Origin of the sequence: Methylobacterium sp. J-070, assembly GCF_022829385.1 — a bacterium.
In the GTDB taxonomy this organism is placed as follows: domain Bacteria; phylum Pseudomonadota; class Alphaproteobacteria; order Rhizobiales; family Beijerinckiaceae; genus Methylobacterium.
Window position 1 is genome coordinate 57,452 of sequence record NZ_JAKSXX010000237.1, and the last position, 23,470, is coordinate 80,921.

Genomic DNA, 23,470 nt, shown 5'->3' on the forward strand with positions numbered 1-23,470 from the left:
GAGGTGCCGCGCCAGCGGCCTCGAAGGAGGCCTCCACGGATCGCGCGGCTGGCTGGAGGGCTCCTTCGAGGCCCGCTGACGCGGGCGCCTCAGGATGAGGGCGCGGGTCGGGGACCCGTGGTGTAAAAAAAACCATCACCGCCGCCCCAGCAGGCCCTGCGGGCGCAGGTACATTACGGCGACGAGCAGCAGCAGCGCCGGGATCACCCGGTAGGCGGGCGAGATCAGGTAGGCGGTGGCGGTCTCCAGATAGCCCACCACGTAGGCGGCGATCAGCGAGCCGGTGACCGACCCTAAGCCCCCCAGCACCACGATCGAGAAGGCGCTCGCGGTGAGCGGACCCACCGAGTAGGACGAGACCCCTAGGAACATCCCGAGCAGCACCCCGGCGATGCCGGCCAGCAGCCCGTAGATCGCCCAGACCGCCACGTAGATCCGCGCCATGTCGTGGCCGAGGAGCGTCACCCCCCGCGGGTTCATGGAGGCGGCGAGCAGGACCTTGCCCGCCCGCGCTCGGTTCACGAACAGCCAGAGCAGGGCGATCACCACCCAGCAGATCACCGCGGTGAAGAGCTCGTTCTTTGGCGTGCGCACGCCGGCGATCTCGACCACGCCCTCGACGATCGGCAGCACGGTCTTCGGATTGTCGGTGAAGAAGTAGGCCACCAGCTCCTGGATCATGATCCCCCAGAGCAGGGTGCCGGTCAGCACGAAGATCTCTTTTTCCTCCCGCGGGATCGCCTTGCTGCGCTCGATCGGCGCGACGACCGCGAAGTAGGTCACGAGGGCGCCCGCGAGCCCGCACAGCACGCCGATCGCCGCGCCCGCATAGGAGCCGAGCCCGAACAGCGCCGAGGCCGCCCAGGCCGCCACCGCGGCCATCACCATCAGGGCGCCGTGGGTGAGGTTGAGGACGCCCGAGACCCCGAAGATCAGGGTGAAGCCCATCGCGCCGAGCGCGTAGAGGGCCGAGATCGCGAAGCCGTCGACGAGGATCTGGAGGCCGATCACAGCGCTCTCCCCGCCCGCACTACTGCACCGCCGGCTTGACCGCGGGCGGCAGGATCATGGCCCCGTTGGCGGTCGCCGCCGGCCAGATCGCCACCTGCTTGCCGCCCTGCCACTGTCCGAGCACGCTCGTCATCAGGCCGGGTCCGTACTGGATCGAGTGCGTGAACGGCTCGTCCTTGCCGTAGAACTTGATGTGGCCGACCGTGCCGACCCAGTCGGTCGCCTCCAGGGCCTCCACGAGCTTGTCGGCCTCCGTCGAACGGGACCGTCCGATCGCGTCCGCGGTGTAGTGCATCGCGTCGTACGCCATGTAGCCGGCGTAGGACGGCGCCCCGCCGAAGCGCTTGGTGAAGGCCTCGGCGAAGGGAATCGTCTTCTCGGTGAGCGCGACGCCCGGCAGCGCCACGCTGTCGAACAGCACCCCCTGCGTGCCGCCGTTGGTGTTGGCCCAGAAGGTCGAGGAGGTCGCCTGACCGCTGATGCCCGTCATGGCGATCGGCACCTGTTGGTTCTGCCACTGCACGGTCGGCTGCACGCCGACATGGGCGATGCCGGTGACGATCAGGTCGGGCTTGGCCGCCTCGATCTTGTTGTAGATCGGCGTGAAATCCCCCGTGTCCGGCGAGAACCGGACATGCTCCACCACCTTCAGCCCGGCTTTCGGCAGGCACTCCTCGTAGGCGGCGTCGAGGGGCCGGGTCCAGGCCGCGTCCTCGCTCATGATCGCCGCGGTCTTGGCCTTGAGGGGGCCGACCAGCGCCTCCTTGGCCGAGTCGCAGACCGCCTGCGCGAGGGCGTGGGAGGTCAGGTAGCCGTGGAAGACGTACTTGTTGCGCGCGTAATCCTTGTGGACGTTCACGCTGATCTCGTTGGAGGCGGCGCCGGGGGTGATCATCGGCGTCTTCAGCCGGGCCGCCCAGGGCATCAGCGCGAGCACCACCTCGGAAATGTAGCTGGCGATGACGAGGTTGACCTTGTCCTCGGAGACCGCCCGCTGGAAGGCCCGGACCGCGTCGGACGCGGAACTCTTGTCGTCGTAGGTGACGACCTGGATCTGCCGTCCGTCGACGCCGCCCCTGGCGTTGATCTCGTCGGCGGCGAGCTGCACCGCCTGCGGGATGGAGGCGCCGGCCACCGACTGCGCCTCGGCGATCACCCCGATCCGGATCGGATCGGCGGCCCGCGCCGGCCCCGCAAGCATCGAGCCCGCCGCCAGCAGCGCGGGCAGCATGCGCCGGATCTGGACGCGCCGGGCGTCGGCGCGCGCGGTGTCGGACATCGATGCTTCCTCTCTGAGCGCCCGCATTCTTTATTCGTGGGCTTGGCGTCGACTGTAGCCGGGGCCGGACGGATCACAAGGGGCGGCCGACGCGGCGCGGGTGACGTTTCCGGGGAGTCGTTCGCGCCGCGTCCGGCGCGCGGGTGCGGCGGGGTTTCACGACGCCCGCGCTGTCCGCCCGCGGACTTCCGGGCGGCGCCGCTCCGGCCTAGGTTGGTGCCCGGCACCGCACGATGCGGGCCCACGGCCTCGAAGAAGGGCGGCAGACAGGTGAGGAACGCACGCGCGGCCGTGTCCGGGTCGATCCCGGACCGCGGCGCCCGGCCATGCCGGAGACCGACCCCATGACGCTCCGCTGGACCCGGCGGCCCGAGGGCTCGACCTGGGGTGATTTCGGCCCCGACGACGAGCTGGGGCGCCTGAACCTGCTCACCCCCGAGAAGGTGCGCCAGGGCGTCGCCGAGGTGCGGGAGGGCCTGACCTTCTGCCTCAGCCTGCCGCTGGATCTGCCGGGCGGCAACGTCCTGAACCCGCGCCGGCACCCGCCGCAGATCACCCCGACCCGCCGCGCCAACGGCCGGCCCAACATGAACTTCCCGGTCTGCGAGGAGGTCGAGGGCGCCACCGACGTGATCTGCGACGACCGCGCGGTGATCCACCTGCAATACTCGACGCAGTGGGACTCCCTCGCCCATGTCGGGTCGCTCTACGATGCGGACGGCACGGGCGCTGCGCCGACCTTCTACAACGGCTTCCGCGGCGGCCGGGACATCGTCGGGCCGAGCAGCCCGGAGACCGCCGATCAGCCGTCCCGGGCGAAGCGGCTCGGGATCGAGCGCCTCGCCGAGACCGGCATGCAGGGCCGGGCGGTGATGATCGACCTGCGCGCCCATCTCGGCGACGCCAAGGTGAAGGTCGGCTACGGCCAGCTCGCCCGGATCCTGGAGGCCGACGGCGTCGTGGTGGAGCCCGGCGACATGGTCTGCCTGCACACGGGCTTCGCCGAGCGGCTGATCGCCATGGGCGGCGCGCCCGATCCGACGCAGGTCCACAACCTCTGCGCCGGGCTCGACGGGCGCGACCCTGCGCTCCTCGACTGGATCACCCGCACCGGCCTGTGCGCGCTGATCGCCGACAACTACGCCGTGGAGGCCTATCCGGCCGGTCCCGGCCCCGCCTGTTGCGCGACCCTGCCGCTCCACGAGCATTGCCTGTTCAAGCTCGGGGTCAACCTCGGCGAATTGTGGCACCTGACGCCGCTCGCCGACTGGCTGCGCGCGCACGGCCGGAACCGGTTCCTTCTGACGGCCCCGCCGCTGCGCCTGCCCGGCGCGGTCGGCTCGCCGACGACGCCGATCGCCACGGTGTAGGGATGCCGAGAGCATGACCGAGATCGCAGTCATCGGCGGCGGCCTGATGGGGCACGGCATCGCCCTGGTGCTGGCGCTGCACGGCCACGCCGTGCGGATCACCGACACCCAGCCCGAGACCCGCGCCCGGGTGCCCGCCCTGATGGCCTCGGCGCTCGCGACCCTGCGGGAGGCGGACGCCGCTCCGGAGGGCTGGGATGCCGACCGGCTCAGGGGGGCCGTCCGGGTCGAGGCGGAGCTGGACGCGGCGGTGGCGGGCGCCGGCCTCGTGATCGAGGCGATCACCGAGAACCCGGAGGCGAAGCGCGCCCTCTTCACGGATCTCGACCGGCTCTGCACGCCGGACGCGATCCTCGCCAGCAACACCAGCTACCTCGACGTCTTCCCGCTGATTCCGGAAGCCCGGCAAGCCCGGGCGCTGATCCTGCACTGGTACACGCCGCCCTACATCGTCGACCTGGTCGACGTGGTGCCGGGGCCGGGCACCGATCCGGCGGTGGTCGCCGCGATGGCCGACCTCGTGCGCGGCCTCGGGCAGGTGCCGATCGTGCTCAAGCGCTTCATCCCCGGCTACATCGCCAACCGCATCCAGCAGGCGATCAGCGCCGAGGTGTTCCGGCTCCTCGATGAGGGCGTCGCCGCGCCGAAGGACATCGACGACGCGGTGATCCACGGGCTCTCCTTACGCATCCCGATCCTCGGGCACCTCGCCAAGGCCGACTTCACCGGCCTGGAGCTGACGCAGCGCGCCCTCGCCAATGGGAGCTACGCGCCGCCGCCCCCGCGCACGCGCTCCGAGACCCTCGACGCCCTTTGCGCCGCCGGCCGGACCGGCGTGATGGCGGGGCGCGGCTACTTCGACTGGGGCGGGCGCCCGCCAGAAGACCTGTTCCGCGAGCGCGACCGCAAGCTCCTGGCGCTCAAGGCCGCGATGGCCGGGATCGGCCGGATGGAGGGCACATGATCGGGGCGGATCTCTCCGGGCGGCGCGTCCTGGTCACCGGGGCCTCGTCGGGCATCGGGCTGGCGACGGTGGCGATGTTCGCCCGCAACGGCGCCCACGTGGCGCTGAACCACCTGCCCGACGATCCCCGCGGCCCCGCGGAGGCCGCGCGCCTGGCGGGGGAGGGGTTCTCGGTGGTGGCTTTGCCCGGGGACGTATCCCGGGCCGGCGAGGCCGAAGCGATGGTGGCGGCCGGGATCGAGCGGCTGGGCGGCCTCGACGTGCTCGTCAACAACGCCGGGACGTCGGGCACGACCACCCCCATCGCGTTCGAGGACCTCGACGCGATGACCGAGGACTTCTGGGCCACGATCCTGGCGACGAACCTGCTCGGGCCGTATCGCTGTTCGCGGGCGGCGGCGGCCAGTCTGCGAGAGAGCCGGGGCGCCATCGTCAACACCGCCTCCGTGGCCGGGCAGGGGCGGCGCGGCTCCTCGATCGCCTATTCGGCCAGCAAGGCCGGACTGATCAACCTGACCCGCAGCCTCGCCCGGGCGCTGGCCCCGGAGGTGCGGGTCAACGCGGTGGCACCGGGGCTCGTCGCCACCCCCTGGACCGAGCCCTGGCCGGAGGCGCGCAAGGCCGCGACGGTGCAGCACACGATGCTCCGCCGCATGGCAAGGCCGGAGGACATCGCCGAGACGATCTTCTTCCTCGCCGCGGGCGCCGCCTACATCACCGGCGAGACGATCACGGTCGACGGCGGGGCGATGTGAGCTCCGGGGAGGACCGCATGGCGGGCACCACCATCATCACCTGCGCGCTCACGGGCTCGTTCGACACGCCGAGGAAGAACCCGGCGGTGCCGGTGAGCCCGAAGGCCATCGCGCAATCGGCCCTCGAGGCCGCCGCCGCCGGGGCCGCGGTGGTGCACATCCACGTCCGGGATCCCGAGACGGGCGCGCCCAGCATGGAGCTCGCCCATTACCGCGAGGTGGTGGAGCGGATCCGCGCGACGAACGAGGCCGTGATCCTCAACCTGACCACGGGGGCGGGGGGCCGGTTCGTGCCGGGCGACCCCGATCCGGCCGTCGCCGGCCCGGGCACGACCTTCGTGGGCCCGGAGGACCGCACCCGGCACGTGACGGCGCTGCGGCCGGAGATCTGCACCCTCGACATCGCGACGATGAATTTCGGCGAGCACCTGTTCCTGAACACCCCCGGCCACCTGCGCGCCATGGCGGCGCAGATCCGGGAGTCGGGCGCGAAGCCGGAGATCGAGGTGTTCGATCTCGGCCAGATCGAGCTGGCCCGGCACCTGATCGCCGAGGGGCATCTGGCGCGCCCGCCCCTGTTCCAGCTCTGCCTCGGCATCCCCTGGGGGGCGCCGGCGACGCCCGAGGCGCTGGTGGCGATGCGGGCCCGGCTGCCGGAGGACGCGGTCTGGTCGGCCTTCGGGATCGGCCGGGAGGAGTTCCCGATCCTCGCGGTGGCGGCCGGGATGGGCGGCAACGTCCGCGTCGGCCTGGAGGACAACCTGTACCTGTCCCGGGGCCGGCTCGCGCCGAGCAACGCCGCCCTGGTGGAGAAGGCGGTGAGCCTGCTCGCCCATCTCGACCGCGAGCCGGCGACGCCCGATCAGGCGCGGGCGATCTTCGGATTGGCCCCGCGGGGCTGATCGCCCGCGCGTCTCCTTCTCCCCTCTGCGGGAGAGGGTGGCCGCCGAAGGGGGTCGGGAGAGGGGAGCGACGGCGCAGAATGGAACGCCGGCCTTCATGAAGGTCGCGCCCGGTCTGAAGCCGCGCTCCCCTCTCCCGACCCCTGCCGACGCAGGGGCCACCCTCCCTCGCAGAGGGGGGAGGGCCGTGGCGCTTACGGATCTGCGGCATCCTCACCTGTGCCGGTATCAGCCGCGTTCCTCCACGGATACGCTGCCTTCGGACACCGCGAGCGGCGATCAACGCCACCGCGTGAGACACCACAGGGAGAGAGACATGACGGTCCGCCACCGCGTCGCGGCACTGCTGGGAACCGTGTGCGCGCTGAGCGCCGGCGCCGCGCTGGCGGCCGATCTCGTGCCGGTGAAGATCGGCGTGCTGAACGACCGCTCCGGCGTCTACTTCGATTCCACCGGCGAGGGCTCGGTGGTGGCCGCCCGCATGGCGGTCGAGGACTTCAAGCCGGAGACGCAGGGGCTGAAGGTCGAGGTCGTGGCCGCCGACCATCAGAACAAGCCTGATGTCGGCGCCTCGATCGCCCGGCAATGGTACGACCGCGACGGCGTCGACGCGGTGTTCGACGTGCCGACCTCCTCGGTGGCGCTCGCCATCGCGCAGATCACCAAGGAGAAGAACAAGGCCTTCATCAATTCGGGCGGCGGCACCGCCGACCTCACCGGCCCGGCCTGCACGCCCAACACGGTGCACTGGACCTACGACACCGCGGCGCTCGCCAACGGCACCGGCAAGGCGATGCTCAAGCGCGGCGGCAAGAGCTGGTACTTCATCACCGCCGACTACGCCTTCGGCCTCGCCCTGGAGCGGGACACCAAGGCCGTCGTGGAGAAGAACGGCGGCAAGGTCGTCGGCGGGGTGCGCACGCCGTTCCCGAACCCGGACTTCTCCTCGTTCCTGCTCCAGGCGCAGGCGTCGGGCGCCCAGGTGATCGGGCTCGCCGATGCCGGGTTGGATGCCGCCAACGCCATCAAGCAGGCGCACGAGTTCGGCATCCGGCAGGGCGGACAATCCCTCGCCGCCCTGCTGATCGCCATCACCGACATCCACTCCCTGGGCCTGGAGGTGGCGCAGGGCCTCGATTTCACCGCCTCGTTCTACTGGGACCTCACCGACGGCACCCGCGCCTTCGCGGAGCGGTTCGAGAAGCGGATGCCCGGCAGGAAGCCGACCTCCTACCAGGCGGGCGTCTACGCCAGCACGCTGCACTACCTGAAGGCGGTGGCGGCCCTGCACTCCGCCAAGGACGGCGCCGCGGTGGTGGCCAAGATGAAGGAGATGCCCACCGACGACCCGCTGTTCGGCAAGGGCACGATCCGGCCGGACGGGCGCAAGATCCACCCGATGTACCTGTTCGAGGCCAAGGCGCCGTCCGAGTCGAAGGGCGAATGGGACCTCTACAAGGTGCTGGAGACGATCCCGGCCGAGCAGGCGTTCCGGCCGATGAGCGAGGGCGGCTGCCCGATGGTGGCCGGCATGACGGCGAAGTAAGGCGGATTGCGGTATCTATTGCCTCCTTGAGAAACCACCGCAGCGTCCTCGCCGGAGGGATAACGCGATCGCGCGGCATGCTGATCGGGAAGTTCGACGGCGCCTTCCAGCGGTCGCAAGCTTGGCGAATCGATCGAGCACGGGAATGATGGAGCACCGGGCGGCCCTGCGGGCTGCTCTGAACGCGGGCCGTGCATCCGAAGACGCGCGGCCCGCGCCCACGCGGAGCAGTCGGTCCTAGTGTTGCGTCATCAGGTCGTGTTGCTTCATCAGGAACGAGAGATAGTGCGGATTGTAGTTGGCGATCGAGTACGCCTGGCGGACGAGTTCGGCAGCTACGTCAGCGGCGTACTGGGCGGTGTCGCTGACAGACGAATTGCCGGCCACCTCGCCGGAGGCTTTGACCGGTTTTCCGTCGCTCGGGGCTTTGCCGTTGTCCGAGGCTTGGATATCCATGTTCCCAGCGCCGGCCGGCATGAATCCGAATATCGAGCCAGTCAATCCGAGGAGTGCATATTTTTGTAAATCATTATTTTTATGACTTTCTTTGTATTTACGTTCACTCTCCTGCATTTTAAGAGTTTTTTCTTGTGAATCCTTATTTCCCACAAAAGCAACATGCTCCCGTGCAAGAAGCTCGTCGCTGGCCAATCTGGCGCGGTCCGCGGCGATTGACGCGGCCGGAAGCGGCGGAAACTTGGAAATCGATGGAATCGACATGAGATATCCTTGATCAGCTAGGGAAAATATCCGTATTTATTCGCCAACAAAGCAAGACATATCGATAACTTGACACATTGAGCGTCGTGTATCGATCTTGAACGATCGAAAAAACAGAAATCTTTCTTTGTCTTTCCGATCTGTCTCGTTGCGGCAGCGCGCGTATGTTTCATTCTAGCATAAAAGTCAACTTTCTTGAATAAAACTTGATCGATCATGTTGATTTTGACAGTTGTGTGATAATTTTTCTGGACTAATATTGGAATGTATATTTTAGAAAACGCGCATATTGCGACAATCAATCTTGCACTGCGCGGCCCCGAGACGATGACTGGTCAGTCCGGAGAACGGTCGTCCAACCCATCGCTCGCAGCCGAGATGCCGCGTCAGCGGCCTCAAAGGTGGGCTCCAGGGCTCGCACGCGATCTGGAAGGCACCTTCGAGGCTCGCGCGATGCGCGAGCCCCTCGGTTGAGGTTGCGGGTTGGATGACCGCCGTTCACGCCGCACCGATCCGATCCAGAGCCGCCAGCGCCTCTTCCGGCAGGCGAAGCTCCGCCGCCGCGAGGTTCTCGCGCAGGTGGCTGACGGAAGAGGTCCCCGGGATCAGCAGGATGTTGGGCGCCCGGCGCAGCAGCCAGGCGAGCGCCACCTGCATCGGGCTCGCCCCGAGCCCGGCCGCCACCGCCGACAGGGTGTCCGACTGCAGCGGGCTGAACCCGCCGAGCGGGAAGAACGGCACGTAGGCGGTGCCGGACGCGGCCAGTTCATCGATGAAGGCATCGTCGCCCCGGTGGGCGAGGTTGTACTGGTTCTGCACGCAGACGATCTCGGCGATCCGGCGCCCCTCGGCGACCTGACGCGGCGTGGCGTTGCTCAGGCCGATCCGGCGGATCAGGCCCTGGCGCTGGAGGTCCGCCAGCACCGTGAGCGGCGCCTCGATCGATCCCTCCGCGGGACCGTGGACGTCGAACATCAGGCGCAGGTTGACCACATCGAGGGCATCGACGCCCAGGTTGCGCAAATTGTCGTGGACCGCCCGGGTGAGGTCCTCGGCCGAGAAGGCCGGGTTCCAGGATGCGTCGGCCCCGCGCCGGGCGCCGACCTTGGTGACGATCACGAGCCCGTCCGGATAGGGGTGGAGCGCCTCGCGGATGATCTGGTTGGTGACGTGCGGCCCGTAGAAATCGCTGGTGTCGATGTGGTCGACGCCCTGGGCCACGGCCTCCCGCAGCACCGCGACCGCGGCGGCGCGGTCCTTCGGCGGCCCGAACACGCCCGGCCCCGCGAGCTGCATGGCCCCGTAGCCGAGCCGCTTCACCCTGCGGTCACCGAGCTGAAAGGTCCCGGCCTGCGCGATGTCGGTCATGGGCAATCTCCTGTTGGCCCCCCGATGTAGACGCCGCCCTTTGCGCGGATAAGCCGTGACAATCGGCACGACCTGTGCGGATTCCCGAACGATGAGCACCGACTTCACGGATCTCGCCGCCTTCGTGACCGTGGCGCGGGCCGGCGGCTTTCGCGAGGGTGCCCGCGCCGGGGGCGGGAGCGCGTCGCGCCTCAGCGAGGCGGTGCGCCGCCTGGAAGCCGGGCTCGGCGTGCGCCTCCTGAACCGGACCACCCGCAGCGTCGCGCCCACGGAGGCCGGCGCGCGCCTGCTCGAACGGCTCGGCCCGGCGCTGGCCGAGGTGGAGTCCGCCCTCGACGTGGTGAACGGGTTCCGCGATCGGCCGGCGGGGACGCTGCGGCTGAACGTGCCCCTGAGCGCGGCCCGGCTGGTCCTGCCCACGATCGTACCGCCCTTCCTGGCGGCCTATCCCGAGATCCGCCTGGAGGTGGTCGTCGAGGACGGGTTCGTGGACGTCCTGGCGGCGGGCTGCGACGCGGGCATCCGCTACGACGAGCGGCTGGAGCTCGACATGATCGCCGTGCCGATCGGCCCGCGGCGGCAGCGCTTCGCCACCGCGGCGGCCCCGGCCTATCTCGACCGGCGCGGCCGGCCGGACCATCCGCGGGACCTCCTGGCCCATGCCTGCCTGCTCGGCCGGTTCCCGAGCGGCGCCCTGACGGCGCCGTGGGAATTCGAGCGCGCCGGGGAGATCGTCCGGGTCGATCCGGCCGGGCCGCTGATCGTGCGGGTCGGCGCCAGCGACCTCGCGGTGGCGGCGGCGGTGGCGGGGACCGGGATCATCCACCTGTTCGAGGATTGGCTCCGGCCGCAGCTCGACAGCGGCACCCTGGAGCCGGTCCTGGAGCCCTGGTGGCAGGAATTTTCCGGCCCGTTCCTCTATTATCCGGGCCGGCGGCATCTGCCGGCGCCGCTGCGCGCCTTCGTGGACTTCGTCACGACCCGGCAGGCCGTCCTCACTCCGGCAGGGCGAACACCGTGAGCTGACCGCCCGGCGCCGTGTACTGCGACAGGGCTGCGTAGCCGCCCACCGCCCCCGAGCCGTCGGCGGGATCGGTGAGCCCGGCCGCCAGCCCGATCCCGGCCCAGCCGCCGACGCCTGAGAGCACCGCCACGTACTGCTTCCCGCCGTGCAGGTAGGTGGTGACGTTGCCGACGATCCCGGACGGCGTCTTGAACCGGTAGAGTTCATGTCCGTCCCGGGCGTCGACCGCCTTCAGGTAGCCCTCGAGCGTGCCGTAGAAGACCACGTTGCCCGCGGTGGCGAGCGCCCCCGACCAGACCGAGAAGGGCTCGGGGATCGACCACGCGATCCGGCCCGTGGCGCCGTCCCAGGCGATGAACGCGCCGGTCCGGTCGGTGCCCTCCGGCGGGTGCAGGGTCAGGGTCGCGCCGACATAGGGCTGGCCGGGGGTGTAGGTGACCCGGAACGCCTCGTAATCCATGCACATGTGGTTGGTCGGCACGTAGAACAGCCGCGTCAGCGGCGAATAGGCCGCGGGCTGCTGGTTCTTGGCGCCGAGCGCCCCGGGGCAGATGTTCTTGGTGGTCTCGTCCGCGTCGGCCTCGCCGGGGGCGTAGCGCTTGTCGACCACCGGCCGGCCGTAATCGGGGGCGGCGGGATCCAGGCTGATCCGGCTGGCCCAGTTGACGCTCGGATCGAACTTCTCCGCCACCAGAAGCTCACCCGTGGCCCGGTCCAGGGTGTAGCCGAAGCCGTTCCGGTCGAAATGGGTGAGGACCTTGCGGGGCCTGCCGCCGATCACCTGCTCGGTGAGGATCGCCTCGTTGACGCCGTCGTAGTCCCACTGGTCGTGGGGCGTCATCTGGTAGATCCAGCGGGCCATCCCGGTGTCGGCGTCGCGGGCGATGAGCGACATCGACCACCGGTTGTCGCCGGGGCGCTGGGCCGGGTTCCAGGTCGAGGGATTGCCGGTGCCGTAATAGACGAGGTTCAGGTCCGGATCGTACGAGAACCAGCCCCAGCTGCACGCCCCGCCGGTCCGCCACTGGTCACCCTCCCAGCTCCCGAGGGACGAATCCCGGCCGACCGGCCGCCCGAGTTCGGTGGTCCTGTCCGGATCGACCAGCATGTCGGCATCCGGCCCGGTGGCGTAGGCGCGCCAGAGGCGTTTCCCGCTGGCCTGGTCGTACGCGGTGACGTGGCAGCGCGCCCCGTACTCGCCCCCCGCGAGACCGACGATGACCTTGCCGCGCACCGGCAGGACCGTGGCGGTGTTGGTCTCGCCCCGGGCGGGGTCGCCGTTCCTCACCGACCACAGCACCCGGCCGGTCTCCGGGTCGAGGGCCACCACGGTGGTGTCGGCCTGCTGCAGGAACAGCCGTCCGTCCGCGTAGGCGAGGCCGCGGGAGACCGTGTCGCAGCACATCACCGCGATCGTGGCCGCCTCCTGCCGCGGCGCGTAGCGCCAGAGGATCCGGCCGTCGTGGTCGAGGTCGAGGGCGTAGACGACGTTGGGGAAGGGCGTGTGCACGATCATCACGTGCCCGACCACGATCGGCGCCCCCTCGTGCCCGCGCAGGACGCCGGTGGAGAAGGTCCAGGCGACCTTGAGGCGCGAGACGTTGCCGGCGTCGATCCGGTCGAGGCCGGAATAGCGGGTGTTGGCGTAATCCAGGGTCTGGAGGACCGGCCCGGCGGCCGCCGACGCCGGGGCATCGGCCGCGGATGCCGGACCGGCGAGACAGGCGAGCGGCAGGGCCGCGAAGATGGAAGAGCGCATCCGGGGATCCTCTGGGCGCGGGGGGCTTCGCCGAGACGGAGCCCCTGCGCGCCGCTCACATCCGCTGCTGGACGATCTGCTCGGCCTCGGGATCGGGCTCATGGCCGGCCGCGCGGAGCATCGGCACCACCTCGGCCGCATCCCGGGTGACGAGGTAGCTGAGGTCGAGCCCCTCGCGGATGAAGCCGTGGCCGCGCATGTGCTCGAACAGGCCGAGCAGCGGCGCCCAGAAGTCGGCCACCGAGACCAGCACCACCGGCTTCCGGTGCCGCCCGAGCTGCGCCCAGGTCAGCTGCTCGACCAGCTCCTCCAGGGTGCCGATGCCGCCCGGCAGGGTCACGAAGGCGTCCGAGCGCTCGAACATCAGGCGCTTGCGGGTGTGCATGTCGGGCACCACCACGGTCTCCTGAACGTCCGCCAGCATGTGCTCGCGCGCCTGGAGGAAGTCCGGGATGATGCCGGTGACCTGGCCGCCGGCCGCCAGCGCCGCCCGGGCGACCGTGCCCATCAGGCCGACATCGCCGCCGCCGTAGACGAGGCGCAGCCCGGCGCGCGCGAGTGCGGTCCCGAGGACCTCCGCGGCCGCGCGGAAGGCCGGATCCCGGCCGAAGCCGGAGCCGCAATAGACACAGACTGTCCTCACCGGAGCCATCCGGCGCCCTCCCTCGCGCGTCCATCTGCGAGCCGTCCAGAAAGAGCCCCGCGCCGGGCGCTCCACGCGCCAAACTGCTGAAGTCGCGCGGGATTCACCCGCCTGGGCGGCGGGACGGCTTGGTGTCGGCATCATGTAAGGTATTATGGGCGGTGCCGTCGACGCTTTTCACGCGGCGGGCGGGCCGCCGGGCGGCGGGATCAGGGGAGGTCGTTGTGGCGATGTCGGGACGGGTGCGGCGCAGTCTCGCCCTGGCGCTCGCCGGCCTCCTCGCCGGCCTCGGCCTCGTGCTGGCCCTGTTCGGCGGCGAGTCGGTCCGGCACCTGATCGGCCGCGACGAGCCCGGGCCGCCCGCGGCGTCCAAGCCGGAGAGCGGCCTGCGGAGCCTCGCCGATCCCGGCGCGATGGCCGGACGCGCCGACCCGACCATCGATTTCCGCGACGACAAGCCGGCCCGGGCCGAGCCCGGACAGCCCACCGGCGCGAGCCCGTCGCCATCCCCGCAGGAGGTCCGGATCCCGGGTCCAGGCGCGCCCGGCCGGGCGGCCGAGCCCGATGCGGCGGAGACGCCGCGCTTCGACATCGTCCGGGTCGAGCCGAACGGCGAGGCCGTCGTGGCCGGGCGGGGTGCGCCGCACGCGGTCGTCGAGATGCTCGTCAACGGGAAGCCGGTGGCGCGGGCGACGGCGGATGCGAACGGGCAGTTCGCGATCGTGCCGCCGGCGCTGCCGACCGGGTCCAGCGTGGTCGGCCTGCGGATGACGGGACGGGACGGGCGCGCCGCCAGCTCGCAGCAGAGCGTTGCGGTCGACGTCGCGCCCGGCCGCGACCGTCAGCCCCTGGTGGCCCTGACCGCTCCCGACGCGGCGACCGTGGTCCTGTCTCAGCCCGGCGCGCCCGCGCCGGCCGCCGCCCCCGGTGCCCCCGGCGCCCGGATCGCCGACGCGGGCCCCCCCGGACCGGCCGGAGGCGGGGCGAGCCGTGGGGGCGCCGGGGCCGAGGAGGCGGGCCGCCAGCCTACCCGGATCGTCAGCGTGGACGTGCAGGGGAACGGCCGCCTGTTCGTGACCGCGACCGGCAGGCCGGGCGCCGCGCTGCGGCTCTACCTCAACGAGACGCTGATCGCCCCCGGGAGCATCGGCCCGGACGGACGGGCGAGCTTCACGATCGGGCGCGGGATCAAGCCCGGCCAGTACCAGGTGCGGATCGACCAGATCGACCCGGCCACCGGCAAGGTCGCCACCCGTGCCGAAGTGCCGCTTTCGGTGCCAGAGCCGCCGCAGGTCGCCGCCCACGCGCCCGCCGCGCCGACCCCGTCGGCCGAACAGGTCGGCTCCAGGAAGAGCGCCGGGGACGGCGGACAGGAGGGCATCCGCCACGATGGCCGAGCCGCGGCGGGTCCGCCCGCGCCGCCCGCTCCCGCCGTGGAAACGCCCTCGGGTCCCGACACCAGCCACCTCGCGGCCGAGACCGCGGGGCCGATGCGGGCCGGAGCGGTGTTCGTGCCCGAGGTCAGCACGGCCAAGATCAGCCGCGGCGACAATCTCTGGCGGATCAGCCAGCGCACCTACGGCCGCGGCGAGCGCTACACGGTGATCTACGACGCCAACCAGAGCCAGATCCGCGATCCGGACCTGATCTATCCGGGCCAGATCTTCGTCCTGCCCGGCGGCAAGCGCGGCTGAACGCCCCTCACTCGATGACCTGATCGTCCCCCGCGAAGGCGAGCCGGCGCAGGCGGCGCAGGGCCTGGTCGAGGTCCTCGCGCGACGGCGCCGCCAGGGCGAGGCGGACGGCGTTCGGCGCGTGGCCGGGCGTGACCGCGAAGGACGAGGCCGGGAGGAGGGCGATGCCCTGCCGCAGGGCCGCCGCCGCGTAGGCCTCGGCCCGCCACGTCTCGGGCAGTTCCAGCCAGAGGTGGTAGGCGTGGGGATCGCCGACGATCCGCAGGTCCGCCAGGGCCTCCCGGGCGATGATCTGGCGCGCGGTGGCGTCCCGGCGCTTGACCGCGACGAGGGACGCCGCCGACCCGCCCTCCATCCAGTGCATCCCGACCGCGAGGGACAAGCCGAGCGCCGTCCAGGCGCCCTGGCGGACCGAGGCGGCGAGCCGGTCGGTCATGCGCGGGGGCGCCGCGACGAGGCCGAGCGTCAGCGACGGCATCACCCGCTTCGACAGGCTGTCCACCAGGATCACCCGGTCCGGCGCGAGGGCGGCGAGGGGGCGCGCGTCGGCGAGGAAACCGTAGACCGCGTCCTCGATGGCGGTGAGCCCGGTCCGATCCAGCAGGTCGGCGAGGGCGGACCGCCGGCCCGCGCCCATCGTGGCGCCGAGCGGGTTGTGCAGGGTCGGCTGGAGGTAGACGCCGCTCAGCGGGCTCGCCCGGTGGGCCTGGAGGAGGGCGTCGGGGCACAGGCCCTCCGCGTCCATGGCGACCGGCACCAGGGCGATCCCGAGCCGGGCCGCGATGCCCTTCACCATCGGATAGGTCAGCGGCTCGCAGCCGATCCGCTCGCCCGGTGCCGCCAGCGCCGCCAGCGCGGCGGCGAGGGCCTGCCGGCCGTTGCCGGTGAACAGGATGTCGGCGGGATCGGGGGCGTAGCCGTCGCGGGCGAGGAACCCCGCCGCGACGTCGCGGGCCTGCGGCGTGCCCGCCGGTCCGTACTGGCCGAACCCCATCTCGCCGCCGCTGCGGGCCAGCGCCGCCAGGGTCTCGGCCAGCACCGCCTCCTGCTCCGGCAGCCGCGAATGGGTCCGCTGGAGATCCACGGCGGCCGGCGGCGGCTCCGGCTGGAGCGGCCCGGCCCGGCCCGGCTCGGACCGGACATAGGTGCCGCGCCCGACCTCCCCGGTCACGAGGCCGCGGCGGGCGAGCTCCGCGTAGACCCGGCTCGCCGTCGAGACCGCGATGCCCTGGGCGTAGGCGAAGTCGCGCTGGGGCGGCAGCCGCGCCCCGGGCCGCAGCCGGCCGGCGGCGATGTCGGCCGCGATGGCGTCGGCGACGGTCCGGAAATCCGCGGGACGCATCATTGCTCCGAGATCAATGTTTCGATTGATCCGATCTTTGTATCGGATCAATGCTGCGCCAGCAATCCCGGCCGGACTGCTCCCCGTCACCGGACCCTCCGCGATGCAAGCCGTTTCCCTGCCCTCGTCACCCGCCTCCGACCGCGCCGCCGAACGCCCCGCCCTAATGCGGATCTGGCTGCGCCGGATCCACACCCGGCGTGCCCTGGCAGCCCTCCATCCCGAGCAGATCCGGGACGCGGGTCTCGCGCCCTGGGACCTGCGCGCGGAGATCCGGAAGCCGTTCTGGCGGGCGTGAGGCGGTGCCCTGCGCGCCGCGCGGGTGATCCGGCGCGGCCGCCGGCCTATATGCGGGTCTCACGACACCCCGCCCGACTGAATCCCCCATGACCGACGACACCGCGCCTCCGACCGGGCCGACAGACCCTGCCGAGCGCCCCGGCCTGATCGCCACCTATCGGCGGCTGTGGCCGCATCTCTGGCCCCATGGAAGGCCCGACCTGCAGCGCAGGGTCTTCCTGGCCTTCGGCCTGCTGCTGGCCGCCAAGCTCGTCACCATGGTGACGCCGTTCACCTTCAAGTGGATCACCGACGCGCTGGTGGCGGCCGTGGGCGGACACGATGCGCCGGCGCCCACGGGGCTGCTCGCCGCTCCGATGCTGCTGATCGCGCTCTACGGCGTCTCGCGGATCGCCATGTCGGCGCTCACCCAGGTGCGCGACGGGCTGTTCGCCAAGGTGGCGATGCACGCGGTGCGGCGGCTGGCGCTCCAGACCTTCGAGCACATGCACCGCCTGTCCCTGCGTTTCCACCTGGAGCGCAAGACCGGCGGCCTCACCCGGGTGCTGGAGCGCGGCCGCGCCGGCATCGAGGAATTGTCGCGCCTGATGGTGCTGACCCTGATGCCGACCATCGTCGAGTTCGTGCTGGTTCTGGGCGTGCTCGCCTACGAGTTCAGCTGGACCTACGCGGCGACCGCCTTCGCGACGGTCGCGGCCTACCTCGCCTTCACCTACAAGGCGACCGAGTGGCGGATCGCGATCCGCCGCCGGATGAACGCCTCCGACACCGACGCCAACACCAAGGCGGTCGACTCGCTGCTCAACTACGAGACCGTGAAGTATTTCGGCGCGGAAGGCCGCGAGGCCGCCCGCTACGACGTCTCGATGGCCAAGTACGAGAAGGCCTCGACCCAGACCTACGTGTCGCTGGCGGTGCTCAATGCCGGCCAGGCGGTGATCTTCACCCTCGGGATGACAGCCGTGATGTGGCTCGCGGCGCGCGACATCATGGCCGGGCGCACGACGATCGGCGGCTTCGTGCTGGCCAACACCATGCTGGTGCAGCTCGCGATGCCGCTGAACTTCATGGGCATGATCTACCGGGAGATCAAACAGGCGCTGATCGACATCGACGACATGTTCCGCATCCTCGGGCAGAATCCCGAGATCGCCGACCGGCCGGGCGCGGCGCCCCTGACGGTGTCGGGGGGCACGGTGCGGTTCGAGGACGTGCGCTTCGCCTACACGCCCGAGCGCCCGATCCTGCGGGGCGTGACCTTCGAGATCCCGGCGGGTCAGACGGTGGCGGTGGTCGGGCCTTCGGGAGCCGGCAAGTCGACGCTCTCGCGGCTGCTGTTCCGCTTCTACGAGCCGTCGGCCGGGCGGATCACCATCGATGGCCAGGAGATCGCCGCGGTGACGCAGGCGAGCTTGCGGGCGGCGATCGGCATGGTCCCGCAGGACACGGTGCTGTTCAACGACACGATCGGCTACAACATCCGCTACGGCCGCGCCGGCGCCACCGACGCGGAGCTGCGCGAGGCGGCGCAGCTCGCCCAGATCGACCGCTTCGTCTCGGGCCTTCCGGAGGGCTACGACACCCCGGTGGGCGAGCGCGGGCTGAAGCTCTCGGGCGGCGAGAAGCAGCGGGTCGCCATCGCCCGCACGATCCTGAAGGCGCCGCCGATCCTGGTGCTCGACGAGGCGACCTCGGCACTCGATTCCTTCACCGAAGCGGAGATCCAGGCGGCGCTCGACCGGGTCAGCCGCGGCCGCACCACCCTGGTGATCGCCCACCGGCTGTCGACGGTGGTCAACGCCGACGCGATCCTGGTGCTCGACCACGGCCGCATCGTCGAGCGCGGCACCCATGCCGAGCTGTTGGAGGCGGGGGGCGTCTACGCGGCGCTCTGGGACCGCCAGCGCGAGGCCGACGCGGCCCTGGAGGTGCTCCAGCGCGCCGACGCGCCGGTTCTGCCGGTGCGCGCCGGGCGCGCGGCGGTGCCGGAGGCGGAGGCCGCGGAGTAGGGTGTCGGCATGCGCCGGCTCAGGCCTCGGTCTCGATCGGCTTCACGCTGAGGCGCAACCCGATGGCCTTCAGCACGCCGATCAGCGTGTCGAGCTGCGGGTTCCCCTTCTCCGAGAGGGTACGGTAGAGCTGCTCGCGGGAGCGGCCGGTCTCCTGCGCGATCTGAGCCATGCCTCGCGCCCTGGCGACGACACCGATGGCGTCGGCGACGAGGGCTGGATCGCCATCCTCCAGCACGGCCTCAATGTAGAGGACGATATCCTCCGGCGTCCGCAGGTGTTCGGCGGTGTCGTATGGGCGGGTTTCGAGGGGCATCGTCAGAGATCCTTCGCCAGCCGTTTTGCCTCGCGGATGTCGCGGAGACCCCTTATCGCCACCGCAGAGCAGGATCACGATCTCCTCGCCGTGTTGCACGTAGTAGACGCGGTATCCGGGGCCGTGATCGATCCGCAACGCGCTCACGCCTTCGCCGACCGGCCTCACGTCGCCGGGACGCCCCCCAGACGAGCCACGCGCGCCAGCACGCGCGTGGCCGCGCGGCGGTCCCGCAGGCCGTCGATCCAGGCCTGGTAGGTCGGCGTGCTGCGGAGCCGCGGCATATCACTTTGTAGTCATATGACGACAGCGTTGCAATTGGGCGGCTCGGCTGGCCAGTCGACGCAGCACCTATTCGCGCGCCCGCACCCGCACCCCCAGCAACTCCTCGAACGGCAGCACCATCGCGCCCTTGTCCTTGTCGGCGTGGCCCTGGCGCAGGGCGATCTGGTAGGTGGCGGTGGCCGCCGCCGTGACCGGCATCGGGAAGCCGTTCTCCGCCGCGATCGCCGCGGCGGCGACGAGGTCCTTGTAGGCCGCGCCCATCGGGTAGCCCTCGTCGAACCGGCCCTGGAGGATGCGCGGCACGAAGTACTGCGACGCGTAGCTCCGGCTCGTGCCCGTGGTGACGACCTGGGCGACCTGCGCGGGATCGAGCCCCATCGCCACCGCCATCGGCAGCACCTCGGCCAAAGCCGCGATGTTGATGTCGTAGAGCACGTTGTTGATCGTCTTGGTGAGCTGGCCGGACCCGACCCGCCCCATGTGGAGGATGCTGGTGCCGATCCGCTCCAGGAGCGGACGCACCCGCGCCACGGCCTCGGCCTCGCCGCCGCACATCACCGTGAGCGTCCCGGCCTCGGCGCCGGCGGGTGCCCCGGAGACCGGGGCATCGACGAAGGACCGCCCGGTCGCCGCCACGGCGCGGCCGATCGCCAGGGCCTTGGCGTGCGCGATGGTGCTGAGATCGACCACCACCGCCCCGGGGGCGAGGCGCTCGGCGAGCCTGTTTTCGCCGAACAGGGCCGCCTCGACCACGTCGCCGTTCGGCAGGCACAGGAACAGCACCTCGGCGCCTTCGAGGGCGGCCGGATCCGCCGTGGCGACGAGGCCCGGCGCGTCGAGCCCGGCGAGGCGGCCCGGATCGGCATCCACCGCGACGATGGTCTCGGTCTCGGATCCGCGCCTGGCCGCGAGATTGCGGGCGATGGGATGGCCCATCGCGCCGAGGCCGAGGAGGGCGATGCGGGTGGCCATGGCGACAGCTCCTTGCGGCCGTGCCGAAGCGGCCGGTCCCAGGATCGACCGTCAGTTCGCTGCGATCAACTGCCGGAACTCGGCCCACTTCGTCTGGGCCTCGTCCTCGGGCAGCCACGCGCACATCTGCGGGAACACCACGCACCAGCGCCGGTACTCGGCCTCGGACCAGTCGGAGACCCGGCCGGCGCGAAGCTGGTCGAGCACCGCCTCCAGCCGGGGCCGGACGGACTCGGCCGTCGGCACCGTGGAGCGGAGCGGCGCGGGCGGGGCGGAGAACATCTCGAGCTGCGACATGGGGCCAGCAGGGTCATGGCGCCGGGGTCGGGGAAGGCTCGAAAACTGGGCCGGGCCGTGTCATCACCAGAGAACGCGCAACCGTCCGCCTTAAGCGCCGGATCGGCCCGGCTACGTCGCCAACGTCGCCCGGAGGTCTGGGCCTACGAGGTCTCGGGCCAGAACGTCGTGCGCCAATGGTGGAGCTACCGTCGCGCGGACCGCTCAAAGCCGCCGTCGCCGCTGAGCGCGATCCAGCCGACCGCGTGGCTCGCCGAGTACACGACCGAGTTGCTGGCGATGCTGCGCGTGCTCACGCGCCTCGTCGCGCTGGAGCCGGCCCAGGCCGATCTCCTGGCCCGGATCGTCGCAGGGCCCACCATCGACAGCGACGCGCTGCGCGCCGTGGGCTCCCTCGGGGACGCCTCCGCGGAGGATGCGGGGGCGCCGGACGACGCGGCGGGATAGGTGCGGCCCGTCCAGACGCCGATGGAGGCCGCGGTCGAAAAGTTGACGGCGGCCCGGCGGGCTGCCATCCGCGCGTCCGACATGTCCGCCCGCCCGCGGCGCCGTTGAGTCCGGAACACGATGACAGACCTGATCGAGACGATCCGCCGGACGCTCGTGCCGATCCACAAGGAGGGCTATCCCTTCATCCTGATCGGCATCGTGCTGACGGTGCTGGCCGGCTACTTCTCGCAGTTCTTCGGCTGGATCTTCCTGATCCTGACGCTGTGGGTCTGCTACTTCTTCCGCGATCCCGAGCGGGTCACCCCGGTGGTGGACGGCCTCGTGGTCTCCCCCGCGGACGGGCGCGTGAACCTGATCGCCACCGTCCTGCCGCCGCCGGAACTCGACCTGCCGCAGGTGCCCACCTTACGGGTCTCGGTGTTCATGAACGTGTTCGACTGCCACGTGAACCGGGTGCCGGTCTCAGGGAGGATCGGCCAGATCCACTACACGCCCGGCCTGTTCCTCAACGCCGAACTCGACAAGGCCAGCGACGACAACGAGCGCAACGGTATGGTCATCGAGACGAGCCATGCGGGTGCGGCCAAGCGCGTCGGCGTGGTGCAGATCGCCGGCCTCGTGGCCCGGCGCATCGTCGGCTTCGTCTCGGCGGGGGACGTGCTCGGCGTCGGCGAGCGGTTCGGGCTGATCCGCTTCGGCTCGCGGGTGGACGTCTACCTGCCGGCCGGGTCCACCGTGCTGGTCGGCCTCGGCCAGAAGGCGGTGGCCGGCGAGACGGTGCTGGCCGATCTCGGCGGCGGCCCGGAGCGGCTGTTCAAGCGGATCTGACGCCATGGACGATCTCTTCCCGCCCTTCGCGCCGGACCCGAACGAGCCGCGGCCGCGCCGGTTCAAGCCGGTGCCGTTCCGGATGATCGCGCCCAACATGATCACCCTGATGGCGCTCTGCCTCGGGCTGACGGCGATCCGGCTCGCCTTCGAGGGCAAGTTCGAACCCGCCGTCATCGCCGTGGTGGTGGCGGGCGTCCTCGACGGCATCGACGGCCGGGTGGCGCGGCTGCTCAAGGGCACCTCGCGCTTCGGGGCCGAACTCGATTCGCTCGCCGACTTCGTCAATTTCGGCTGCGCCCCGGCGCTGATCCTCTACGGCTTCGTGCTGTTCCACCTGAAATCGGCGGGCTGGATCGTCGCCCTGATCTTCGCCATCGCGATGGCGCTCCGCCTCGCCCGCTTCAACGCGATGCTGGACGATCCGAACCGCCCGGACTGGAAGAAGGACTTCTTCGTCGGGATGCCGGCTCCGGCCGGGGCGCTCACCGCGATGCTGCCGCTCTACCTGCACTTCCTGGGCTTCGGCCTGGAGAAATGGGCCGCGCCGGCGATCCTGATCTACGTGCTGTGCATCGCCCTCCTGGTGGTCTCCACGGTCCCGACCTACTCGGGCAAGACCATGGGCAAGCGGGTCCCGCGCAGCTTCGTCCTGCCGATCTTCCTGTTCGGGGTGGCGGCCTTCGGCATCCTGATCAGCTACCCGTTCGAGGCGCTGGTGGCGGTGAGCGGCGGCTACCTGCTGACCATCCCGGTGGTCGCCGCCCAGTACCGCCGGCGGCTCAAGGCGGAGCCGGCCGCCCACGCCGCAGAGGAGCGTCCGGCCCCGGCGGTCGGCGGGGCGGCTTCGCCGGACTAGGCGCTGGCCTTCGCAGAACCGCCCCCTATCTGGGCGGTCATCGGCGGGGGATGGCGCATGCTCGAGGAATTCAAGACGTTCGCGCTGCGCGGCAACGTGGTCGATCTCGCGGTCGGCGTGATCATCGGCGCGGCCTTCGGGGCCATCGTCAATTCCGCCGTGCAGGACATCTTCATGCCGATGATCGGCGCGGTCACCGGCGGGCTCGATTTCTCGAACTACTACATCCCGCTCTCGTCGAAGGTGCAGGCCGGCCTGCCCTATGTCGACGCCAGGAAGCAGGGCGCGGTGATCGGCTACGGGCAGTTCCTGACGCTGACCCTCAATTTCCTGATCGTCGCCTTCGTGCTGTTCCTGGTGATCCGGGCGATGAACCGGCTGCAGCACGCCGAGGAGAAGAAGCCAGAGGCGGTGGCCGAGGTGCCGGCGGACGTGAAGCTCCTGTCGGAGATCCGCGACATCCTGGCGACGAAGCCCCGGATCTGAGGGCTCAGCGCCCGCCCTTGTCGGCCGCGTCGGGCTTGACGCCGAGGGCGTCGAGGATCTGGTCGAGGGCCTGGCCGACGGCGCCGGTGCCTTCCTCGTGGGTCTTCAGGCGGGTTTCCAGCCGGCGGATCTGCGGCTCGAACACCTCCGGCAGCGGATCGTCGCCGAGGAAGCGCGGCTTGTCGGTCTCGACCGGCAGGACCCCGCGCAGTTGCTGCCCGAGATGGTCGCGCACCGGCTCGGGCAATGTGGCACCCGGCTCGCTGGGATCGTCGCTCATGATCGCCTCAC

24 protein-coding genes and 1 pseudogene are annotated in these 23,470 nt (G+C 71.0%); 13 read left to right on the forward strand and 12 right to left on the reverse strand.

Going from position 1 to position 23,470, the window contains the following annotated elements:
* Positions 1-135: 135 nt before the first annotated feature.
* Together MKL01_RS27095 and MKL01_RS27100 are read right to left on the reverse strand one after the other, a co-directional pair.
* Positions 136-1,011 (reverse strand): branched-chain amino acid ABC transporter permease, encoded by an 876-nt coding sequence (locus tag MKL01_RS27095; protein ID WP_243908275.1) that lies wholly within the window; start codon positions 1,009-1,011, stop codon positions 136-138.
* Between the two features lie 19 nt (positions 1,012-1,030).
* On the reverse strand, positions 1,031-2,290 hold the full coding sequence (locus MKL01_RS27100; RefSeq protein ID WP_409566350.1) for an ABC transporter substrate-binding protein: 1,260 nt from the start codon (positions 2,288-2,290) through the stop codon (positions 1,031-1,033).
* 344 nt (positions 2,291-2,634) lie between these two features.
* Here MKL01_RS27100 and MKL01_RS27105 point away from each other — a divergent pair, with 344 nt between their 5' ends.
* The 5 genes from MKL01_RS27105 (at position 2,635) to MKL01_RS27125 (ending at position 7,827) form a co-directional block, all read left to right on the forward strand.
* The gene (locus tag MKL01_RS27105) at positions 2,635-3,660 is read left to right on the forward strand and encodes a cyclase family protein (RefSeq protein ID WP_243908276.1); all 1,026 of its coding nucleotides are present in this window, start codon (positions 2,635-2,637) and stop codon (positions 3,658-3,660) included.
* A 13-nt stretch (positions 3,661-3,673) separates the two neighbouring features.
* Positions 3,674-4,624: a 3-hydroxyacyl-CoA dehydrogenase family protein gene (locus tag MKL01_RS27110; protein ID WP_243908277.1), complete on the forward strand. Its 951-nt coding sequence runs from the start codon at positions 3,674-3,676 to the stop codon at positions 4,622-4,624.
* Positions 4,621-5,379: an SDR family NAD(P)-dependent oxidoreductase gene (locus MKL01_RS27115; RefSeq protein ID WP_243908278.1), complete on the forward strand. Its 759-nt coding sequence runs from the start codon at positions 4,621-4,623 to the stop codon at positions 5,377-5,379. Before MKL01_RS27110 ends, MKL01_RS27115 begins: the two co-directional genes overlap by 4 nt.
* 17 nt (positions 5,380-5,396) lie before the next feature.
* Complete coding sequence (locus MKL01_RS27120) at positions 5,397-6,281, forward strand: 3-keto-5-aminohexanoate cleavage protein (RefSeq protein WP_243908279.1); 885 nt, start codon at positions 5,397-5,399, stop codon at positions 6,279-6,281.
* A gap of 316 nt (positions 6,282-6,597) precedes the next feature.
* Positions 6,598-7,827, forward strand: a complete 1,230-nt coding sequence (locus MKL01_RS27125) for an ABC transporter substrate-binding protein (protein ID WP_243908280.1) — start codon at positions 6,598-6,600, stop codon at positions 7,825-7,827.
* A gap of 237 nt (positions 7,828-8,064) precedes the next feature.
* On the opposite strand, the gene MKL01_RS27130 is transcribed toward MKL01_RS27125, so the two are convergent.
* Both MKL01_RS27130 and MKL01_RS27135 read right to left on the reverse strand, forming a co-directional pair.
* Positions 8,065-8,547: a hypothetical protein gene (locus MKL01_RS27130; protein ID WP_243908281.1), complete on the reverse strand. Its 483-nt coding sequence runs from the start codon at positions 8,545-8,547 to the stop codon at positions 8,065-8,067.
* 498 nt (positions 8,548-9,045) lie between these two features.
* The gene (locus tag MKL01_RS27135; protein WP_243908282.1) at positions 9,046-9,915 is read right to left on the reverse strand and encodes an aldo/keto reductase family oxidoreductase; all 870 of its coding nucleotides are present in this window, start codon (positions 9,913-9,915) and stop codon (positions 9,046-9,048) included.
* 91 nt (positions 9,916-10,006) lie between these two features.
* Between MKL01_RS27135 and MKL01_RS27140 the strand changes: the two genes are divergently transcribed.
* Positions 10,007-10,936: a LysR family transcriptional regulator gene (locus MKL01_RS27140; RefSeq protein ID WP_243908283.1), complete on the forward strand. Its 930-nt coding sequence runs from the start codon at positions 10,007-10,009 to the stop codon at positions 10,934-10,936.
* Here MKL01_RS27140 and MKL01_RS27145 read toward each other — a convergent pair.
* Together MKL01_RS27145 and MKL01_RS27150 are read right to left on the reverse strand one after the other, a co-directional pair.
* Positions 10,911-12,698, reverse strand: coding sequence for a methanol/ethanol family PQQ-dependent dehydrogenase (locus tag MKL01_RS27145; protein WP_243908284.1), 1,788 nt, complete (start codon positions 12,696-12,698; stop codon positions 10,911-10,913). The two genes, MKL01_RS27140 and MKL01_RS27145, sit on opposite strands and share 26 nt — an antisense overlap.
* A gap of 55 nt (positions 12,699-12,753) precedes the next feature.
* Positions 12,754-13,350, reverse strand: a complete 597-nt coding sequence (locus MKL01_RS27150; RefSeq protein WP_243908285.1) for a TIGR00730 family Rossman fold protein — start codon at positions 13,348-13,350, stop codon at positions 12,754-12,756.
* A gap of 221 nt (positions 13,351-13,571) precedes the next feature.
* Between MKL01_RS27150 and MKL01_RS27155 the strand changes: the two genes are divergently transcribed.
* Positions 13,572-15,035, forward strand: a complete 1,464-nt coding sequence (locus MKL01_RS27155) for a LysM peptidoglycan-binding domain-containing protein (protein WP_243908286.1) — start codon at positions 13,572-13,574, stop codon at positions 15,033-15,035.
* A gap of 7 nt (positions 15,036-15,042) precedes the next feature.
* Here MKL01_RS27155 and MKL01_RS27160 read toward each other — a convergent pair whose 3' ends face one another.
* The gene (locus MKL01_RS27160; RefSeq protein ID WP_243908373.1) at positions 15,043-16,377 is read right to left on the reverse strand and encodes a PLP-dependent aminotransferase family protein; all 1,335 of its coding nucleotides are present in this window, start codon (positions 16,375-16,377) and stop codon (positions 15,043-15,045) included.
* Between the two features lie 103 nt (positions 16,378-16,480).
* On the opposite strand from MKL01_RS27160, the gene MKL01_RS27165 reads away from it, so the two are divergent.
* Both MKL01_RS27165 and MKL01_RS27170 read left to right on the forward strand, forming a co-directional pair.
* Positions 16,481-16,675, forward strand: a complete 195-nt coding sequence (locus MKL01_RS27165) for a DUF1127 domain-containing protein (RefSeq protein WP_243908287.1) — start codon at positions 16,481-16,483, stop codon at positions 16,673-16,675.
* Positions 16,676-16,763: 88 nt separating this feature from the next.
* Entirely contained in the window at positions 16,764-18,686 is a 1,923-nt protein-coding gene (locus tag MKL01_RS27170) for an ABCB family ABC transporter ATP-binding protein/permease (RefSeq protein ID WP_243908288.1), read from the forward strand.
* Between the two features lie 19 nt (positions 18,687-18,705).
* Here MKL01_RS27170 and MKL01_RS27175 read toward each other — a convergent pair whose 3' ends face one another.
* The 4 genes and pseudogenes from MKL01_RS27175 to MKL01_RS27190 all read right to left on the reverse strand — a co-directional run bounded on the left by MKL01_RS27175 (position 18,706) and on the right by MKL01_RS27190 (position 20,556).
* On the reverse strand, positions 18,706-19,002 hold the full coding sequence (locus MKL01_RS27175; protein ID WP_243908374.1) for an addiction module antidote protein: 297 nt from the start codon (positions 19,000-19,002) through the stop codon (positions 18,706-18,708).
* 105 nt (positions 19,003-19,107) lie between these two features.
* A pseudogene (locus MKL01_RS36030) lies at positions 19,108-19,170 on the reverse strand (type II toxin-antitoxin system RelE/ParE family toxin); the annotation flags it as partial.
* Positions 19,171-19,353: 183 nt separating this feature from the next.
* Positions 19,354-20,259 (reverse strand): NAD(P)-dependent oxidoreductase, encoded by a 906-nt coding sequence (locus MKL01_RS27185; protein WP_243908289.1) that lies wholly within the window; start codon positions 20,257-20,259, stop codon positions 19,354-19,356.
* Between the two features lie 51 nt (positions 20,260-20,310).
* On the reverse strand, positions 20,311-20,556 hold the full coding sequence (locus tag MKL01_RS27190; protein WP_243908290.1) for a hypothetical protein: 246 nt from the start codon (positions 20,554-20,556) through the stop codon (positions 20,311-20,313).
* A 57-nt stretch (positions 20,557-20,613) separates the two neighbouring features.
* Between MKL01_RS27190 and MKL01_RS27195 the strand changes: the two genes are divergently transcribed.
* The 4 genes from MKL01_RS27195 (at position 20,614) to mscL (ending at position 23,179) form a co-directional block, all read left to right on the forward strand.
* On the forward strand, positions 20,614-21,003 hold the full coding sequence (locus MKL01_RS27195; protein WP_243908291.1) for a hypothetical protein: 390 nt from the start codon (positions 20,614-20,616) through the stop codon (positions 21,001-21,003).
* A 120-nt stretch (positions 21,004-21,123) separates the two neighbouring features.
* Positions 21,124-21,834 (forward strand): phosphatidylserine decarboxylase, encoded by a 711-nt coding sequence (locus MKL01_RS27200; protein WP_243908292.1) that lies wholly within the window; start codon positions 21,124-21,126, stop codon positions 21,832-21,834.
* A 4-nt stretch (positions 21,835-21,838) separates the two neighbouring features.
* Complete coding sequence (locus MKL01_RS27205; RefSeq protein ID WP_243908293.1) at positions 21,839-22,693, forward strand: CDP-alcohol phosphatidyltransferase family protein; 855 nt, start codon at positions 21,839-21,841, stop codon at positions 22,691-22,693.
* A gap of 57 nt (positions 22,694-22,750) precedes the next feature.
* A complete protein-coding gene (mscL, locus tag MKL01_RS27210; RefSeq protein ID WP_243908294.1) occupies positions 22,751-23,179 on the forward strand; it encodes a large conductance mechanosensitive channel protein MscL in 429 nt (142 codons plus the stop codon).
* Between the two features lie 4 nt (positions 23,180-23,183).
* Here mscL and MKL01_RS27215 read toward each other — a convergent pair whose 3' ends face one another.
* Positions 23,184-23,459 carry a hypothetical protein gene (locus MKL01_RS27215; RefSeq protein WP_243908295.1) on the reverse strand — a complete coding sequence of 92 codons (276 nt, stop codon included), beginning with the start codon at positions 23,457-23,459 and terminating at the stop codon, positions 23,184-23,186.
* Positions 23,460-23,470: the final 11 nt, after the last annotated feature.

Bases quoted from the DNA above. Each gene is read 5' to 3' on its own strand.
- MKL01_RS27100 (WP_409566350.1), bottom strand. From the start codon at position 2,290: ATGTCCGACACCGCGCGCGCCGACGCCCGGCGCGTCCAGATCCGGCGC.
- MKL01_RS27105 (WP_243908276.1), top strand. From the start codon at position 2,635: ATGACGCTCCGCTGGACCCGGCGGCCCGAGGGCTCGACCTGGGGTGAT.
- MKL01_RS27110 (WP_243908277.1), top strand. From the start codon at position 3,674: ATGACCGAGATCGCAGTCATCGGCGGCGGCCTGATGGGGCACGGCATC.
- MKL01_RS27115 (WP_243908278.1), top strand. From the start codon at position 4,621: ATGATCGGGGCGGATCTCTCCGGGCGGCGCGTCCTGGTCACCGGGGCC.
- MKL01_RS27120 (WP_243908279.1), top strand. From the start codon at position 5,397: ATGGCGGGCACCACCATCATCACCTGCGCGCTCACGGGCTCGTTCGAC.
- MKL01_RS27125 (WP_243908280.1), top strand. From the start codon at position 6,598: ATGACGGTCCGCCACCGCGTCGCGGCACTGCTGGGAACCGTGTGCGCG.
- MKL01_RS27130 (WP_243908281.1), bottom strand. From the start codon at position 8,547: ATGTCGATTCCATCGATTTCCAAGTTTCCGCCGCTTCCGGCCGCGTCA.
- MKL01_RS27135 (WP_243908282.1), bottom strand. From the start codon at position 9,915: ATGACCGACATCGCGCAGGCCGGGACCTTTCAGCTCGGTGACCGCAGG.
- MKL01_RS27140 (WP_243908283.1), top strand. From the start codon at position 10,007: ATGAGCACCGACTTCACGGATCTCGCCGCCTTCGTGACCGTGGCGCGG.
- MKL01_RS27145 (WP_243908284.1), bottom strand. From the start codon at position 12,698: ATGCGCTCTTCCATCTTCGCGGCCCTGCCGCTCGCCTGTCTCGCCGGT.
- MKL01_RS27150 (WP_243908285.1), bottom strand. From the start codon at position 13,350: ATGGCTCCGGTGAGGACAGTCTGTGTCTATTGCGGCTCCGGCTTCGGC.
- MKL01_RS27155 (WP_243908286.1), top strand. From the start codon at position 13,572: ATGTCGGGACGGGTGCGGCGCAGTCTCGCCCTGGCGCTCGCCGGCCTC.
- MKL01_RS27160 (WP_243908373.1), bottom strand. From the start codon at position 16,377: ATGCGTCCCGCGGATTTCCGGACCGTCGCCGACGCCATCGCGGCCGAC.
- MKL01_RS27165 (WP_243908287.1), top strand. From the start codon at position 16,481: ATGCAAGCCGTTTCCCTGCCCTCGTCACCCGCCTCCGACCGCGCCGCC.
- MKL01_RS27170 (WP_243908288.1), top strand. From the start codon at position 16,764: ATGACCGACGACACCGCGCCTCCGACCGGGCCGACAGACCCTGCCGAG.
- MKL01_RS27175 (WP_243908374.1), bottom strand. From the start codon at position 19,002: ATGCCCCTCGAAACCCGCCCATACGACACCGCCGAACACCTGCGGACG.
- MKL01_RS27185 (WP_243908289.1), bottom strand. From the start codon at position 20,259: ATGGCCACCCGCATCGCCCTCCTCGGCCTCGGCGCGATGGGCCATCCC.
- MKL01_RS27190 (WP_243908290.1), bottom strand. From the start codon at position 20,556: ATGTCGCAGCTCGAGATGTTCTCCGCCCCGCCCGCGCCGCTCCGCTCC.
- MKL01_RS27200 (WP_243908292.1), top strand. From the start codon at position 21,124: ATGACAGACCTGATCGAGACGATCCGCCGGACGCTCGTGCCGATCCAC.
- MKL01_RS27205 (WP_243908293.1), top strand. From the start codon at position 21,839: ATGGACGATCTCTTCCCGCCCTTCGCGCCGGACCCGAACGAGCCGCGG.
- mscL (WP_243908294.1), top strand. From the start codon at position 22,751: ATGCTCGAGGAATTCAAGACGTTCGCGCTGCGCGGCAACGTGGTCGAT.
- MKL01_RS27215 (WP_243908295.1), bottom strand. From the start codon at position 23,459: ATGAGCGACGATCCCAGCGAGCCGGGTGCCACATTGCCCGAGCCGGTG.